The 13,954-nt window shown below is 47.0% G+C and carries 13 protein-coding genes; 7 read left to right on the forward strand and 6 right to left on the reverse strand.

Annotation, left to right across the window (positions count from 1 at the left end):
• The first annotated feature begins 245 nt into the window (after positions 1 to 245).
• From ACE5LO_RS25960 to ACE5LO_RS25975, 4 genes are read left to right on the forward strand one after another with little or no spacing between them, the layout of a single operon-like run.
• Complete coding sequence (locus tag ACE5LO_RS25960) at positions 246 to 1,310, forward strand: extracellular solute-binding protein (protein ID WP_375522816.1); 1,065 nt, start codon at positions 246 to 248, stop codon at positions 1,308 to 1,310.
• 6 nt (positions 1,311 to 1,316) lie between these two features.
• A complete protein-coding gene (locus ACE5LO_RS25965; protein ID WP_375522817.1) occupies positions 1,317 to 2,999 on the forward strand; it encodes an ABC transporter permease in 1,683 nt (560 codons plus the stop codon).
• A gap of 2 nt (positions 3,000 to 3,001) precedes the next feature.
• Positions 3,002 to 4,138, forward strand: coding sequence for an ABC transporter ATP-binding protein (locus ACE5LO_RS25970; protein WP_375522818.1), 1,137 nt, complete (start codon positions 3,002 to 3,004; stop codon positions 4,136 to 4,138).
• A gap of 35 nt (positions 4,139 to 4,173) precedes the next feature.
• Positions 4,174 to 4,833 (forward strand): metallophosphoesterase, encoded by a 660-nt coding sequence (locus ACE5LO_RS25975; protein ID WP_375522819.1) that lies wholly within the window; start codon positions 4,174 to 4,176, stop codon positions 4,831 to 4,833.
• A gap of 81 nt (positions 4,834 to 4,914) precedes the next feature.
• On the opposite strand, the gene ACE5LO_RS25980 is transcribed toward ACE5LO_RS25975, so the two are convergent.
• The 4 genes from ACE5LO_RS25980 to ACE5LO_RS25995 all read right to left on the reverse strand — a co-directional run bounded on the left by ACE5LO_RS25980 (position 4,915) and on the right by ACE5LO_RS25995 (position 10,628).
• Entirely contained in the window at positions 4,915 to 6,975 is a 2,061-nt protein-coding gene (locus ACE5LO_RS25980; RefSeq protein ID WP_375522820.1) for a serine hydrolase domain-containing protein, read from the reverse strand.
• Positions 6,976 to 7,094: 119 nt separating this feature from the next.
• Positions 7,095 to 8,393 carry an ATP-binding protein gene (locus ACE5LO_RS25985; protein ID WP_375522821.1) on the reverse strand — a complete coding sequence of 433 codons (1,299 nt, stop codon included), beginning with the start codon at positions 8,391 to 8,393 and terminating at the stop codon, positions 7,095 to 7,097.
• A gap of 1 nt (position 8,394) precedes the next feature.
• On the reverse strand, positions 8,395 to 9,135 hold the full coding sequence (locus ACE5LO_RS25990) for a LytR/AlgR family response regulator transcription factor (protein WP_375522822.1): 741 nt from the start codon (positions 9,133 to 9,135) through the stop codon (positions 8,395 to 8,397).
• A 224-nt stretch (positions 9,136 to 9,359) separates the two neighbouring features.
• Positions 9,360 to 10,628, reverse strand: a complete 1,269-nt coding sequence (locus tag ACE5LO_RS25995; RefSeq protein WP_375522823.1) for an alkaline phosphatase — start codon at positions 10,626 to 10,628, stop codon at positions 9,360 to 9,362.
• A gap of 235 nt (positions 10,629 to 10,863) precedes the next feature.
• Here ACE5LO_RS25995 and ACE5LO_RS26000 point away from each other — a divergent pair, with 235 nt between their 5' ends.
• Positions 10,864 to 11,232 (forward strand): MmcQ/YjbR family DNA-binding protein, encoded by a 369-nt coding sequence (locus ACE5LO_RS26000; protein WP_375522824.1) that lies wholly within the window; start codon positions 10,864 to 10,866, stop codon positions 11,230 to 11,232.
• A gap of 45 nt (positions 11,233 to 11,277) precedes the next feature.
• Here ACE5LO_RS26000 and ACE5LO_RS26005 read toward each other — a convergent pair whose 3' ends face one another.
• Both ACE5LO_RS26005 and ACE5LO_RS26010 read right to left on the reverse strand, forming a co-directional pair.
• The gene (locus tag ACE5LO_RS26005) at positions 11,278 to 12,318 is read right to left on the reverse strand and encodes an NAD(P)-dependent alcohol dehydrogenase (protein ID WP_375522825.1); all 1,041 of its coding nucleotides are present in this window, start codon (positions 12,316 to 12,318) and stop codon (positions 11,278 to 11,280) included.
• A gap of 27 nt (positions 12,319 to 12,345) precedes the next feature.
• The gene (locus tag ACE5LO_RS26010) at positions 12,346 to 13,014 is read right to left on the reverse strand and encodes an NAD(P)H-dependent oxidoreductase (protein ID WP_375522826.1); all 669 of its coding nucleotides are present in this window, start codon (positions 13,012 to 13,014) and stop codon (positions 12,346 to 12,348) included.
• Positions 13,015 to 13,269: 255 nt separating this feature from the next.
• On the opposite strand from ACE5LO_RS26010, the gene ACE5LO_RS26015 reads away from it, so the two are divergent.
• Both ACE5LO_RS26015 and ACE5LO_RS26020 read left to right on the forward strand, forming a co-directional pair.
• Entirely contained in the window at positions 13,270 to 13,503 is a 234-nt protein-coding gene (locus ACE5LO_RS26015) for a DUF896 domain-containing protein (protein WP_375522827.1), read from the forward strand.
• A gap of 89 nt (positions 13,504 to 13,592) precedes the next feature.
• Complete coding sequence (locus ACE5LO_RS26020) at positions 13,593 to 13,901, forward strand: hypothetical protein (protein ID WP_375522828.1); 309 nt, start codon at positions 13,593 to 13,595, stop codon at positions 13,899 to 13,901.
• Positions 13,902 to 13,954: the final 53 nt, after the last annotated feature.

Consider the following 13,954-nt stretch of genomic DNA (forward strand, 5'->3'; position numbering starts at 1 on the left):
GGCAGAGCAAGACTTCAAACGCACAACACACCATTTTCATCTTTGGTGGTGGTCGTCAGACCATGTTAGTTTTGAACTTGTATTTGAAATATAGATGATTTCTTTGTTACCAACAATATATATAGATAAATTTAATAAAAAAGGGTATTTGCTTTAACTTCGTGGTTACATTGTTTCGTTAAAGTTTGAGATAGCGCATCAGCGTTCCAGTAAATAGCTAAGTTCATATGAGGGGGAAAAGTATCGTGGGTAACAAATGGATGAAAAAAGCAGGTATTGCCTTCAGCGCGCTGGCCTTAATGACGGTCACGGCATGCGGAGGTCAATCACAGACTGCGGCAGGCGAGGAGCAGGGGAAAATTAACACATCATCTGCTCAAGCTCAAGAGCTTACCGTTTATCTGAATGATTTTGATGCTGTGATCGGCGACATGTTTGAGAAAAAAACAGGCATTAAGCTCAATATCGTTTCCGGGAACGGAGCCGAGATCATGTCCAGGGTTGAAGCGGAAAAATCCAATCCGCAATGGGATGTGGTCTGGATCGATGCCATGCCTTCGATTTATGGGCTTGACGCCAACGGACAGCTGCTGCAGGACTGGACTCCCGATAATGCTGCAGGCTTGAAGGAAGCGTACAAAACCGTTATCCCGAAAGATGGCGCTTATTACCCGACAGGCGCACACGCTGCCGGAATTATTGTATATAACAAGGACAAGGTGTCTGAGGAGCAAGCTCCCAAGACATGGGAAGATCTGAAAAAAGACGCATTCAAAGGGCGTGTCGGTATGGCCGATCCGGCTGTAGCAGCACCGGCTTACCCGTTCGTGTCCTGGTTTTTCAATCAACAGGGCATGGAAGGCGGACAAGCCTATTTCGACAGCCTGATGAAGCAAGGACTACACGTATATCCGAAAAATCCGCAGGTGGTTCAGGCCATGACTTCAGGAGAGATTGATGTAGCAGCACTGCAAGAATCGAATGCGTACAGTATGCTGGCGGATGGAGAGCCGGTGAAGTTGGTATGGCCCGCGGAAGGGGCGCCTGCCTCGGTAAGGGTGGCTGCTATTCAGAAGGATTCCGATCAGATCGAAGCAGCCAAGGAATTCGTTAACTTCCTGCTTGATCCGGAGGTTCAGCAGCAACTGGTGGATGAAGGAGACGAAAGCTTTTTCGAGCCTTCCGCAGAGGGAGCCAAGCCCAAGCCGGAACGTGATCCGAATGCCAAGCTGAATATTGCCGATGCTGCCTGGGCAAGCGAACATGAAGCTGAAATCAAGCAATGGTTTGCCGACCAGTCTGTCCAGTAAGCGATAATGAAAGGTTTGAGTGTGAACCGGCTGGGCTGGGCAGTCAGCCTGTTATTAGCCATTTTGGTTCTGTTTCCCTTGGGAGCGGTTATCATCCAGGTGCTGCTCCCTGGCATCTTTTTTGGTGATCTGAATTTCGGAGATATCTCGCTGCTGGGGGATGTATTCACCCGGCCCTTGTGGCGAAAGTCGCTGGAGAATTCGCTTCTGCTCGGCATCGGGACTGCATGTTTCGGTACGCTGCTAGGTACGGTGCTGGCAATGGCGCGTACCCGCTGGCGGTTTCCGGGTGCGGGGCTGCTGGATGCCACTGCCTGGATATTGCTCATTATGCCGTCCTTTATTCTTGCCCAGGGATGGATTATGTTCTCTGCAGGCAACGGACTGGCGGTTTCCGTGCTCGGCTGGGAGTGGGTGACGAGAGCTGTTTTTTCACCGGCAGGCCTGATCACAGTGATGACCTTAAGCAAATTCCCGCTCGCTTATCTCACGGTACGTGCGGCGATGGAATGGAAAATGGAGATGCTGTCCGATGCCGCGAGATTATGCGGGGCTTCTCCTTTCCGGGTATGGAGAACGATCCAGGCGCCGCTGCTGCTGCCTTCCATTTGCTCGGGAGCTGCGCTTGTTTTTATGGACACCATCGGAGATTTCGGACTTCCATCGGCGATAGCTGTCGTCTATAAGTTTCCGACACTGCCTTACTCTATTTACTCTGCCATTTATACGTCACCAATCCGTTTTGATATGGCAGGTGTGCTTTCCCTGTATCTGGTGGTGATCATTGCGGCGGCGATGGCTCTGCAGTTTTATGTGCTGCGCAGGGCTCGATATGATATTTTATCCGGCCGTGCAGTGCCTTCCATAGCGACAACGGCTGGCCATTACCGGTGGCTGCTCGCGGGCGGAACTCTGCTCTTTGCTCTGATCGTGCTCGGGATTCCTATCGGCTCAAGCTTTGTCATGTCACTGCTGCGTGTTCAGACCGACGGGTTGTCCGGCGGGAATCTTACGCTCGATAACTATCTGGAATTGTTCAAGCAGGGTGCAGCCTTGTTCCCTGGGCTTGGCAGGTCGCTCTTGATTGCAGGAGCTGCAGCCTTATTCGGTCTGCTCATCGGACTGGCGGCAAGCTTTGTGCTCGCTTATTCCAGATTCCGCTTTAAACGGCTCATCGAAACGGCATCACTGGTTACCTTCGCCGTTCCGGGGGTTGTGCTCGGGATCGGCTACATATTCGTCTGGAACCAGAAATGGCTGGAGCCGCTTGGACTCCGGTTATACGGCCAACCGGCGATACTGGTTTTGGCAGCGATCGCGGGCGCGATTCCCATTATTACCAGGGTGATGAGCGGGGCTATGGCCAAAGTGCCGCAAAGTCTGCTCAATGCGGCACAAATGCAGGGAGCATCGCTGCTGAGCCGGGTGAGGATGATTCTGATTCCGCTCGTGCGTGGAGCGCTCGTATCTGCTGGCCTTGCGGCATTTGGCTCAAGTGTGTTCGATCTGGCGGTGAACTCGATTCTGTTTCCGCCCAATTTTCAAACACTGCCTGTCGCCATTGACGATGCCTTTGAGGACATGCGCTTTGGCTACGCAGCCGCAGCTACGATCACCAGCGGGGGCATCATCGTATGTATCATGATCATAGCCGAACGTATTTTTTATAGAAAAGGGGCGAAGAAATAAATATGCAAACATCAGCTGCCCAAACCACAAGTCCACTGCTTGAGGTCAGCAATATGGTTAAACGATACGGGGAGGTCAAAGCATTAAACGGAGTCAGCCTTGATCTGAAGGAGGGAGAGATCATCAGTGTGCTCGGCCCTTCAGGCTGCGGAAAATCAACACTGCTGCAGCTGGTGGCAGGGCTTGCCCAGCCGGATGAAGGCGAGATTCGGCTGCTCGGGCAGAAGATTGCTTCTTCTACCAAAATGGTTCCGCCGGAGAAGCGCGGCGTGAATATGGTTTTTCAGGATTATGCGCTGTGGCCGCATATGAATGTGTACGACAATGTCGCCTACGGATTGAAGCAAAAGCGGCTTGGCACCGACGCCATCAGGAAAAAGGTTCAGGAAGCGCTTGAGCTGCTTCATCTCGAAGGCTTTGAACACCGCTTGCCTCCCCAGCTGTCGGGTGGACAGCAGCAGCGTGTCGCCATCGCCCGCGCGCTGGTGACCGAACCGCGCTTGATGCTCCTGGATGAGCCGCTGTCCAATCTGGACATGAGGCTGCGTATTGAAATGCGCTCGGAAATGGCCGTTTTGTTCCGGCGGCTGAAAATGAGCGTATTTCATGTGACACATGATCCGGAGGAAGCGTTCGCCATGGCGGACCGTCTGCTCATTATGCGCAGCGGTGCAATCGATCAGTTTGCTTCCCCGATCGAATGTTATAATCGTCCGGCCAGCAGGCAGGCCGCTTCGCTGCTGGGCGCGATCAATCACCTGTCCGGCGAATTCGTAGCAGCTCCAGAGGGCCTGGCGCTCAAGACGCCGGCCGGGATACTGCATGGAGTTCATTGTGAGCCCGAAAATGCTCCCAGGGCAGGAATGGCAGGCGAGGTCCGCTTTCGTCCCGAAGCACTGACTGTATTTTCTGTACCCACAGCCAATGAGTCGCAAATGGTAAATTCGCATGACTTACCCAATCACAGTTTGCTTGAAGCACGGGTCATTCACTGTACGTTCGAGGGCAGCAACTGGAGATCTTTGCTGGAGTGCGGGGAAGGCAGCCGGCTGTATATGCTGAGCGGAGAACCGCTGCAGCCGGGCGCTTCGGTCAGCTTGAGATTGCCTCGTGAAGCCGCGCTTCTATATGCGACTTGATCATAGATTAAAGCAGAAAGGCCGTAGATAATTTGTTGAATTCAACGGAAAACACTGGCCGCCTTTTGGTCATTTCAGATATCCACGGGCACAAGCACGGATTGTCTTTACTGCTGTCCGAAGCTGCATATAACCCCCGTGAAGACCGCCTTATTCTGGGCGGAGATTACATTAATGACACACCTGACACCTGGGGCACGCTTGAGACCATACAGGCGCTGGTGCAGGGCGGCGCGCAGGCCATCCTTGGCAATAAGGAGACCAAGCTGATGAATCAGCCAAAAGAGAAGACCAAAGCTGTTCGGGCCCTGATCGATTGGCTGCATACTCTTCCGGCTTACATAGAGGAGGAGGGTTTTCTCTTTGTGCATGCCGGATTCCGGCCAGGGGTGCCGCTTGAAGACCAGACGCTTAAAGATATGACCGAGATCCGGGAGGAATTCTGGGGAGAGAGTGATTCAGTCGATGATCAGCCGGGTACGGTCATCTTCGGTCATACACCGACGTTCCGGATGGGGGCAAGTCCCGGGGAGCTATGGCGGGCAAAGCGGAAAATCGGCATCGATACGGGTGCCAAGCATGGCTGCCGGCTGACACTGCTTGATGTGCATGCCCAAATGACTTATTCCTGCTCGACAGCTCTGGATAGCATGTATCAGGATATTCGCATACAAAATTTGAATATACTGAAATGAACAGATTTACGGAAATCAGGATTTGAGAAAAAATGGGCGAACTGTCAACGCGGAAGAAAGCGTTGTGGTTCGCCCATGATTTTATTGTTTTTTTAATGTAACTTTAAAGACATCTCCCGCATTGCCGACAAATACGATCAGACCGCCTTTTGGAAGGGTCACGGAATGCTCAGAACTTACTCTTGATAAGTGTACAACCGTTCCGTTTTCATCATAGACGGCGAAGCCGCCGCTTTTTGAAAAGTCAACAATCATTGTCTTATTCGCAGTGCTTTCGTCTATTTTAAACCATTGAGCAAATCCATTAGATGGTACTGTATATTGGGATGTTTCCGCAGCAGGCAGCGGTTTAATAGCATCCTCACGAATAAAGTGTTGATCACCAGACTGCAAGTACTCCGAGTTATCCTTTTTGTAAAAATTCAAATCAAATGTATCTCTCCCGTTCATCACAGGTATTTCGACGGCATTGACAGCGTGGTTTTCATCTACAATTCTAGTACCGCTGGCATAACCTGTATCAACAGCTATATTTTTTATTAAAATTGCTGTAGGCACCAAATAAAATAGTGAATTTATTTTTTCATCCAGAGCATAGTATTTCTTATTATTTCTATCTCCCCATGCCTTTTTCACAGAATCATTTACAGGGTTATCGTCCAGCTTTTGATATTCATAATACACCGCTTCCGTTTGACCCAAACCAGGGAAGTCCAAAAGCACATTCGCTTTGATATAGGTTTTTCCATTAGTCTGTTTCTCAAAGCTTACTTCAGCACTGCCGTCACTGCTGGTGAAGCGGCTGTTGCCTGTATACACATATTTCTGGGCTGGTATCATTTCACTCATCAGACCAGGCAACTCAAACTCCCCGTTTTGAATATTCACATGTATGGTTGCACCAACGGTTCCGTATAAGCCTGAATTAGCGGCCAAATCTGCGGGCATATCCACTTTTACAGGAGGTATAGCTGTTTTTGGAGGAGTGATATCTTTAATAATGCCTTTCTCCTTTAAAACCTCCTGCAAAATATTAGAAGCAAATATCGTATCATAAATTGAAGATCCGCCGGAAGAAATGACTGCCATTGACAAATGATGCTCGGGTAAGGAAATCAGGGCAGAGTGGTACATTATGGTATCCCCGCCTTTGTTTAAAGCAGTGATGCCATAATCGCTGAACGGAGCCAATTCGACCGCATCCCAGCCGAGCCCGTAATTATAAATATTTCTCTCTTCTGGAACCCAGATTCCTTTCCGGTATTCGGGACTTTCCATGGCAGCTGCCGATTGCTTGGATAAAATATCCGGCTTCTGGCCCATTAAGACTTCAGAAAATTTGGTCAACTCTTCTGCTGTAGAGTAAAGACCGCCTGTTCCGAGAATATTGGGATTTTCAACAGGCAGGGGCCCCTCAATTCCAGGAAAATATGTTTTGGCCAGCTGCTGTCTGTCAAATGAATCAAGCGGTGTTTTTGTGAAATTTAAATTCAACGGTTTACTGATATGGGTCGCAAGGAATTCGCTGTATGTCAACCCACTCACACGTTCAACCAGAAGTTCCAGCAGCTGAAATCCGTCATTGGTGTAAACGGAGTATTCACCAGGGTTCGATTTCAAACGCTCAGACTGCAGCTTTTCCAATAGCTCATCATGCTTTTCTGTGGCATTGTCATCGAATAACATGCTGTTTTTATAATGGGAACCATAAAGACCTGACGAGTGATTGAGCAGCATCCGCGGTGTGATTTGCTTGTATCTTTCATCCGCCATTTTAAAATCCTTGATATAGGTCGTAAGCGGCTGATCAATATCGACCTTACCGGCATCAACCAGCATCATCGTTGCGGCAGCTGAATACATTTTGCTGACTGAACCAATGGCATACATCGTATCTTTATTAATGGAATCATCGGCTTCCTTCCCATTCACTCCTGCGCTATCGGATAAGGTAATTGCACCGTTATCCAGAATGGCATATTGAACGGAACTAACCCCATAATCGGATATTAGTGCCGAAGCCAGCTTGCGGGCTTTCTCTGCAACCGTATCATCATTGCCTTCGGCCGAAGCCCCGGAAGCCCAGGGCACCTGCAGCAGCACAAGCATTATAGCGATAAGTGTAATCCCTATTTTTTTCAATTTCTTTTTCCTCCTTGTATGCTCTAAATGAATAGCTGTTTTCAGCATACATTCAACAAGGAGCAGGAAGGGCAAGAAGACCCTCAAATGCAAAAAACAATCCCCAAACGACAGAAGGCTTAGGGATTGTTCGTATGAAAAGGCAGTACAACCATGTTATTAAATACTTTATTTTTCGTCTCAATCGTCATGTTCCCGCCGTACTTCTCGCATATTCTTGAAATATTGGTTAAGCCAAGTCCATGAAATTCCGGATTGGGTTTCTGGCTGTACAATGATACGTCCTCTTTTTCCACATGATTGAGAATGTGAAGGAAGAGGGCGGATTCATTAGAATGGATTTTAATAAGCATATACCTGTCATCCGCGATCTTGATCTTTTTGGATGCTTCTATCGCATTATCCAGCATGTTGCCCAAAACGACACATAAGTCGTACCGTTCAATATGAATGTCTTTCATGGCTAGACTGAGTTTTGTATCTATTTTAATGCCGTTTGCCTGTCCGATATTCAGCGTATTCGTAACCAGGGCGTCGATCACCAGGTTGCCAGTATTTACTCTATGATAGGCGTCTTCAATTTTATTTAATGTAACTCTTATGTGTTCACGCGCCTGTTCGAGCTCGTTTCTTGTGATACATTCCTCGATATACAAAAACTGCTGGTTCGTATCATGAACGATTCTTTTAATGTTTTTGAAGCTGTGCACCGTTTTTTCATAGTTGGCATCCTGATAGTCCATCTGATTTTGCAGTTGGGCATTCTGATGAATCAATTGGAATTTTTCAACAATATTATCGAAGATATAGACAATGAACACATTCAATAACAGAAGTCCAAAGATGGATATGAAATAATATATGTTTTTTTCACTATACATAGACATAACATTGCCCTGGACTATGCTCACCACCGGCACAATCAGGAATAACAGATAGTAGCGGGTATGGATCGGGAAGCTTTTTTGTTTGGCAACCAGCCGTATGATCTGAATGAGGGGAAACATGAGCATACAGCTGAGCAGCATAATTTTGGAAAACAGAAATTGTGCATTGTTCATGTTATGCAGACTATTGAGATCAAATGTCTCCACATCATACAGAATGTAAGTAGATATATAATTAACCAGAGTAAGCAAAACGGCGTAAAGTGTTGAGAAAATGATCTTTAATTTTAAATCCACATGATAAGCATGAGCCAGACTGAAGATCACAACTAATGCACTAAGGGAAGAGACCAGAGCAGGCAGCTCGGCACATAAATATAGAAAATCCAATACCCAAAATATAAGCAAATAAACCATACTGTTGGCCTTCTTGGTGGACTTGCTCAAAACCGAGTTAAAATAAAAATTCAGCTGCAAGCACATGACGAGTGAAACAACAAAATTAAGCAGCAATAATCTATAATCCATCATATCAACTCATCTCAGTGACCATAAATTTGGTATAGGTATCTTTTACTTCTTTTATTTTCGAGCGCCCAATGGGCAATTCCATACCATTTGACATGAATACCTTGCCTCCGGCAAATTTTTTCACATGAAGCAGATTGATAATAATGGACCGATGAATTTGCAGGAAATGAAAATCCTTGAGAGCTGATGCATAGTTCGAAATAATGCCTTTGCTCTCATAGGTTTGATTCCGGGTCACAAAATGCAATTTATTTTTAATCGTTAAGCTTTTGGCAGCTTCAATGGCAATAATGTCATGATGCTTCAATATCACTTCTTCATAAGCCGACTTAATAACTATAAATTTGGGATCCTGAGCTTGAAAATACTGATGCAGCTTTACTATTTTTTCTTCAAAAATATGGGGTGCTACCGGTTTGATTAAATACTGGTATGTCACTACATCAAAGCTTTCCAGCATGTACTCCGGGTAACTGGTCAAAAAAATAATTTGCTCATCAACGTTCTTCAAGCTTCTTATTTTTCTGGCAGTTTGAATGCCGTTGATGCCGTTCATTTCAACATCCAATATTAAGATATGGAAGGAGGGATTATGGTTCTCATAATAGGCTGCCAGTTCTTCTCCGGAACTGAACATTTCAATGTCAAAGTTTAAATTTGTCTTGACCGATAAAGCGATCAGCATATCTTTCACAAGCTCTCTTTGCTGCTGCTCATCATCGCATATAGCCACTTTATACATAAATCAGGTTACCTTTCCAAGGCTGTTTTTAGAAAACAAAAGTCAACTCACAGTGTATGATAGGATGGGTTAATTGTCCACTTTGTCTCCATACTTTAAGGGGAAGATAGGGAGAGGCCAATTGAAGGGAAGGGGATTGTCTCCGTAGTAATTATCGAAAAAGGACGCCGCTATAATGCCGACGCCCATGGATTTCTTGTATGTTCATTTAACACTGTCTATGCTTATTTCTTCAATTTCAGCAACTGCACAAGCTTATCATGAATGGCGGTGTTCGGATAACTGCCTGCGAATTTCTCGGAGCCAGGTCCTATGGCTGTCAGTGGCACATTGATCGCTGTATGACCGCCGGTCGTCCAATCGATGTAGAATTTTTCATCAGAACCATGGATCGCAAACGGGCCGTCCTCCTTGGACACACCGTCGCCAGATTCATCCTCGTCGTCCTCGCCTTCAATCGCCATGCCGCCGGTTTCATGATCTGCTGTCACCAGGACAAGCGTGTCAGGGTGGGACTTGGCGTAATCCTTGGCCACCTTCACGGCTTTATCCAGCTGCTGACCAGCTTTGATCGTCAATGCGCCTTCATTGTCATGTGCCATTTCATCCGTGGCTTCTTCCTCGACCACGAGGAAAAAGCCTTTCTTATTTTTGGAGAGCACATCGATTGCTTTTGCCGTCATATCAGGCAGTGGAACCGTCGGTTTATAGGAGTTGCCCAACTCGTTATGCGCCTGGAACATCTCCTCATTTGCGAACAGGCCGAGCAGCTTGCTGCCAGAAGCGGCCTTCATTTCAGCGCTATTGGTTACATATTTATAACCCAGCTTTTTAGCCTTTTCAACCAGATTGCCCTGAGTGCCTTTGCTTGCTTCTTCAGGATCCTCAGCCGGAGCATCCTTGTGGGCGCCAGGTGTTCCTTTCGGATACCAGAAATCTTCGCCGCCGCCGAGAATGACATCCACTTTACTTTTTTCCAAATACTGCTTGGCAATCTCGCTTTGGGCTGAACGTTTCTCTACATGTGCGCCAAACGCCGCACCCGTAGCATCCGTAACCTGGCTCGTTGTGACAATACCGGTGGAAAGACCCGCTTTCTTGGCCTGCTCCATAATCGTGGTGACAGGCTTTTTCTTCATATCCATGCCAATCGCGCCGTTATACGTTTTGACTCCAGTAGCAATGGCACTGGCCGCTGCCGCGGAATCCGTCACCAGATTATCGCCTGAATCCGTGCTGACGAGTCCCATGACAGGCATGCTGTCCATTTCCAGATTGCCGGATTTGCCCACCGTAGCCAGCGTGACTGCATCCCGGGTGGCTTGTCCCATCCCGTCACCAATAAACAGAATGACATTTTTCGGATAGGCAGATTTCTGGTTGCTCGCTGCTGCGGCAGATACTTGAGAGAAATCGGCGGCAAAAAGCGGCGCACCAAGTACTCCTACAGCAGCAATAGACAGGATTGCTTTTTTAACAGCACGTTTGTTCACTAAGCTCACACTCCAATGTGTAGAGTATATTACAACATGATCATATATGAGTTTTGTAAAACAGGAGCGCTATTATTGTTAAATGAAGGTAATACTTTATCCATAACATAGTGTGATGGAAAAAGTCTCCATTCACTGTGGATGGGAGATGAATCACACTCCGCTTCCGCGAAGCGAACATATGTGCTATCATTGGAGAAACAACGACATATTTCGATCTACGGAGGGTTTAACCATGACTAAAGATGAAATCATTGAAACCTGTCTGTCATATCCAAGCTCTTATGAAGACCATCCTTTTGGGGAAGATTGGACTGTAATGCGTCACAAAGGAAATAAGAAAATATTTGCGCTGATCTTTCATCATGACGGCCACTTGTGTGTCAACCTTAAATGCGAACCTAGCCGCGCTGATTTTCTGCGCAGCCTGTTTAAAGAAGTGACGCCCGGATATCATATGAACAAAGAGCATTGGAATACTCTTATCTTGGATGGCGAACTCCCGGAGCAGGAAATTCATGAAATGGTGAACCATAGCTTCGAACTAACACGGCCAAAGATTAGAAAAAGAAAGCAGGTAAACTCAGGCAGCGCGCACCAATAGAAAATTGGTGCGCGCTGGAAGCTTGACTTTTTTTACTTGTCCGTTTTATAAAGTAGACATATCAATGACAAAACGATAACGGACATCGCTGCGCAGTACACGCTCGTATGCTTCGTCTACCTGGTCTGCGCGGATGACCTCGATTTGAGGGGCAATTCCGTGCTCAGCTGCAAAATCGAGCATTTCCTGTGTTTCACGGATACCGCCAACAAGTGACCCCGCAAGGCTGCGGCGACCCAAGAGCAAGGAAAACACGCTGTATTTACTCTGTTCGGCCGGTGCGCCTATATTTACAAGGGTTCCATCTACGCGAAGCAGGGATAAATACGCATCAACGTCAAGGTTGGCAGACACCGTGTTCAAGATGAGGTCAAAACGGCCAGCCAATTCAGTGAATGTCGCAGGATCGCTGGTGGGCAAGTAATGATCCGCACCAAAACTCAAAGCTTCCTCTTGCTTGTTTGCAGAACGGCTCAAGACCGTGACCTCAGCGCCCAGAGCGTGGGCAAATTGGATCGCTACATGGCCAAGCCCGCCCATTCCGAGAATGGCTACCTTTTTACCCGGACCCGCGTTCCAATGCTTCAATGGAGAGTAGGTCGTGATACCTGCGCATAGAAGAGGGCTTGCCTCATCCAGCTTCAGCGCATCCGGAATACGGATTACGAACCCTTCCTTAACAACGATTTTTTGACTGTATCCGCCGTAGGTTGGATTGCCATCGTAATCCAATGAACTGTAGGTTTGTACCGCGCCCTTTGTACAATACTGTTCCTCACCCTTGAGGCAATATTCACATTCTCCGCAAGAGTCAACGAAGCAGCCAACACCAACACGGTCGCCGACAGTAAATTTGGTAACCTCTGATCCTACCGCTTCAACGATTCCGGCAATTTCGTGCCCTGGAATCATGGGGAAAATACCGCCGCCCCATTCATCATGGGCGTTGCTAATATCAGTGTGGCAAATACCGCTGAACTTAATATCAATCAGGATATCGTCCGGCCGTAATTCCCTGCGCTCAATCGTTGTTTTTTCAAAAGGTGCTTTTGCACTTGGAACACTCAGAACATGAGTTTTGCACATATTTGTTTGTACTCCTTTTTCTTTTTCTTATTCAACCCAGCGGATCACGTCAGTCGCTTCTCTTCTTGTCTTAGAACGCGGAGCTTTGACACGGTATCCGAACGCAGCCATCACGCTGATTCCGTACTGATCGTTTTCCAGCAGTCCTTCTGCGCGTAAAATGGCGTCCACAGCGTCTCTATCGAAGCCTTCGATCGGGCAGGAGTCAATGCCGATGAGGGCGGCGCTGGTCATCATGTTGCCGAGGGCAATGTAGGTTTGCTTGGAAGCCCAATCAAACAGCGCGCGTTCCGACTCCATCAGCTTGAAATCCTCTTCCTGGAACGACTGGTAGCGGCCCATCATGTTTTTTACGTTCTCCGCAGGGATTTGCTTAACCCCGGTCAATTGCTGCCAGAAGTAGTCGGACTTGTAGCTTGCATCTTTGCGCGCCAAAACTAATACGACATGGCTGGCAGTAGGCATATGCCCTTGTGCCCCCCAACTCACGGCACGCAGCTTCTCACGCAAATCTGCATTCTGGATAACAACAAACTTCCAGGGTTCAAGGCCAACCGAGCTTGGAGAGAGCCGGGCCGTTTCCAGAATGAAATCAAAATCCTCGGCAGAAATTTTCTTTGTCGGATCAAATTCCTTGGTGGCATGTCTAAATTCGAAGGCTGCCAATATGTCTTCTTTTTTTATGCTGTGGTTCATTAAATCCAGCTCCTTTAATATAAATCGGCTACAGGGAAGAGTCCCAATAACGTTCTTGCCGTGGAATCAATCATAGTTCAATCCCGATGCCCTCACAAGAACGCACATTGTTGTGCGATAGTGTAATGGATGTAATCATGGGAGCTGCTCTTTACCTATTGACATTTGGATGAAATTAATATATCTTTATATCAAGATAATTAAACATAAAACATTTTCTGCATTCTACATTACTTATGAAAGTGGGGTATTACCATGATCCAAATACTCGATAGAATCAATGAACTGAGCAGAAAACAACGCGGCGGAGGGCTGACTGAAAACGAAAAGTCCGAACAAGCTGTGCTGCGGCAGGACTATTTACAGATCATACGGGGGCAATTTAAAAACACCCTGTTAAGCGTATCCGTCGTTGATCCTGAAGGAAATGATGTGACCCCAACGAAACTGGTGGAAGAAAAGCTGGCGCAAACAAGCGAGGAAAAATGAGTTTCTGTTAAGTTTAGTTGCATGTATTCAGCCATTTTTTTAATAATAGACACAAATCCATTACAACAAAACATATTGGAGGAGTTTTAATGAGCCAGCGGTTTCGCATCACCAGGTCATTTCAGGAAAATTCTGCGGAACAGACCATTACTTTGGAAGAGTGCAAACTTTACTTTGCATCCCGGCCCGATTTTACATACTCACCGGTCTATACCGTGTCAGGACCAGCCAGTACAATGTCCATTGATGGCGATTTTTTCATGTGGAGTTATGGCGATATGCAAATTCCGTTCCGACATTATATGGGTGATCTGTATGTAGCCATTTACGATGAAGCCGTCATCCCCAAAATGGTTGAAGTGGCAAGTGATTTGAAGGCGGATCTGACGGAAGGGTAAAAATTGAGAAAATAAAACCATCCTGGAGATCTATCATTCCTGGATGGTTTACC

The sequence above is a fragment of the Paenibacillus medicaginis genome, from assembly GCF_042138635.1.
GTDB classification, from domain to species: Bacteria; Bacillota; Bacilli; order Paenibacillales; family Paenibacillaceae; genus Paenibacillus; species Paenibacillus medicaginis.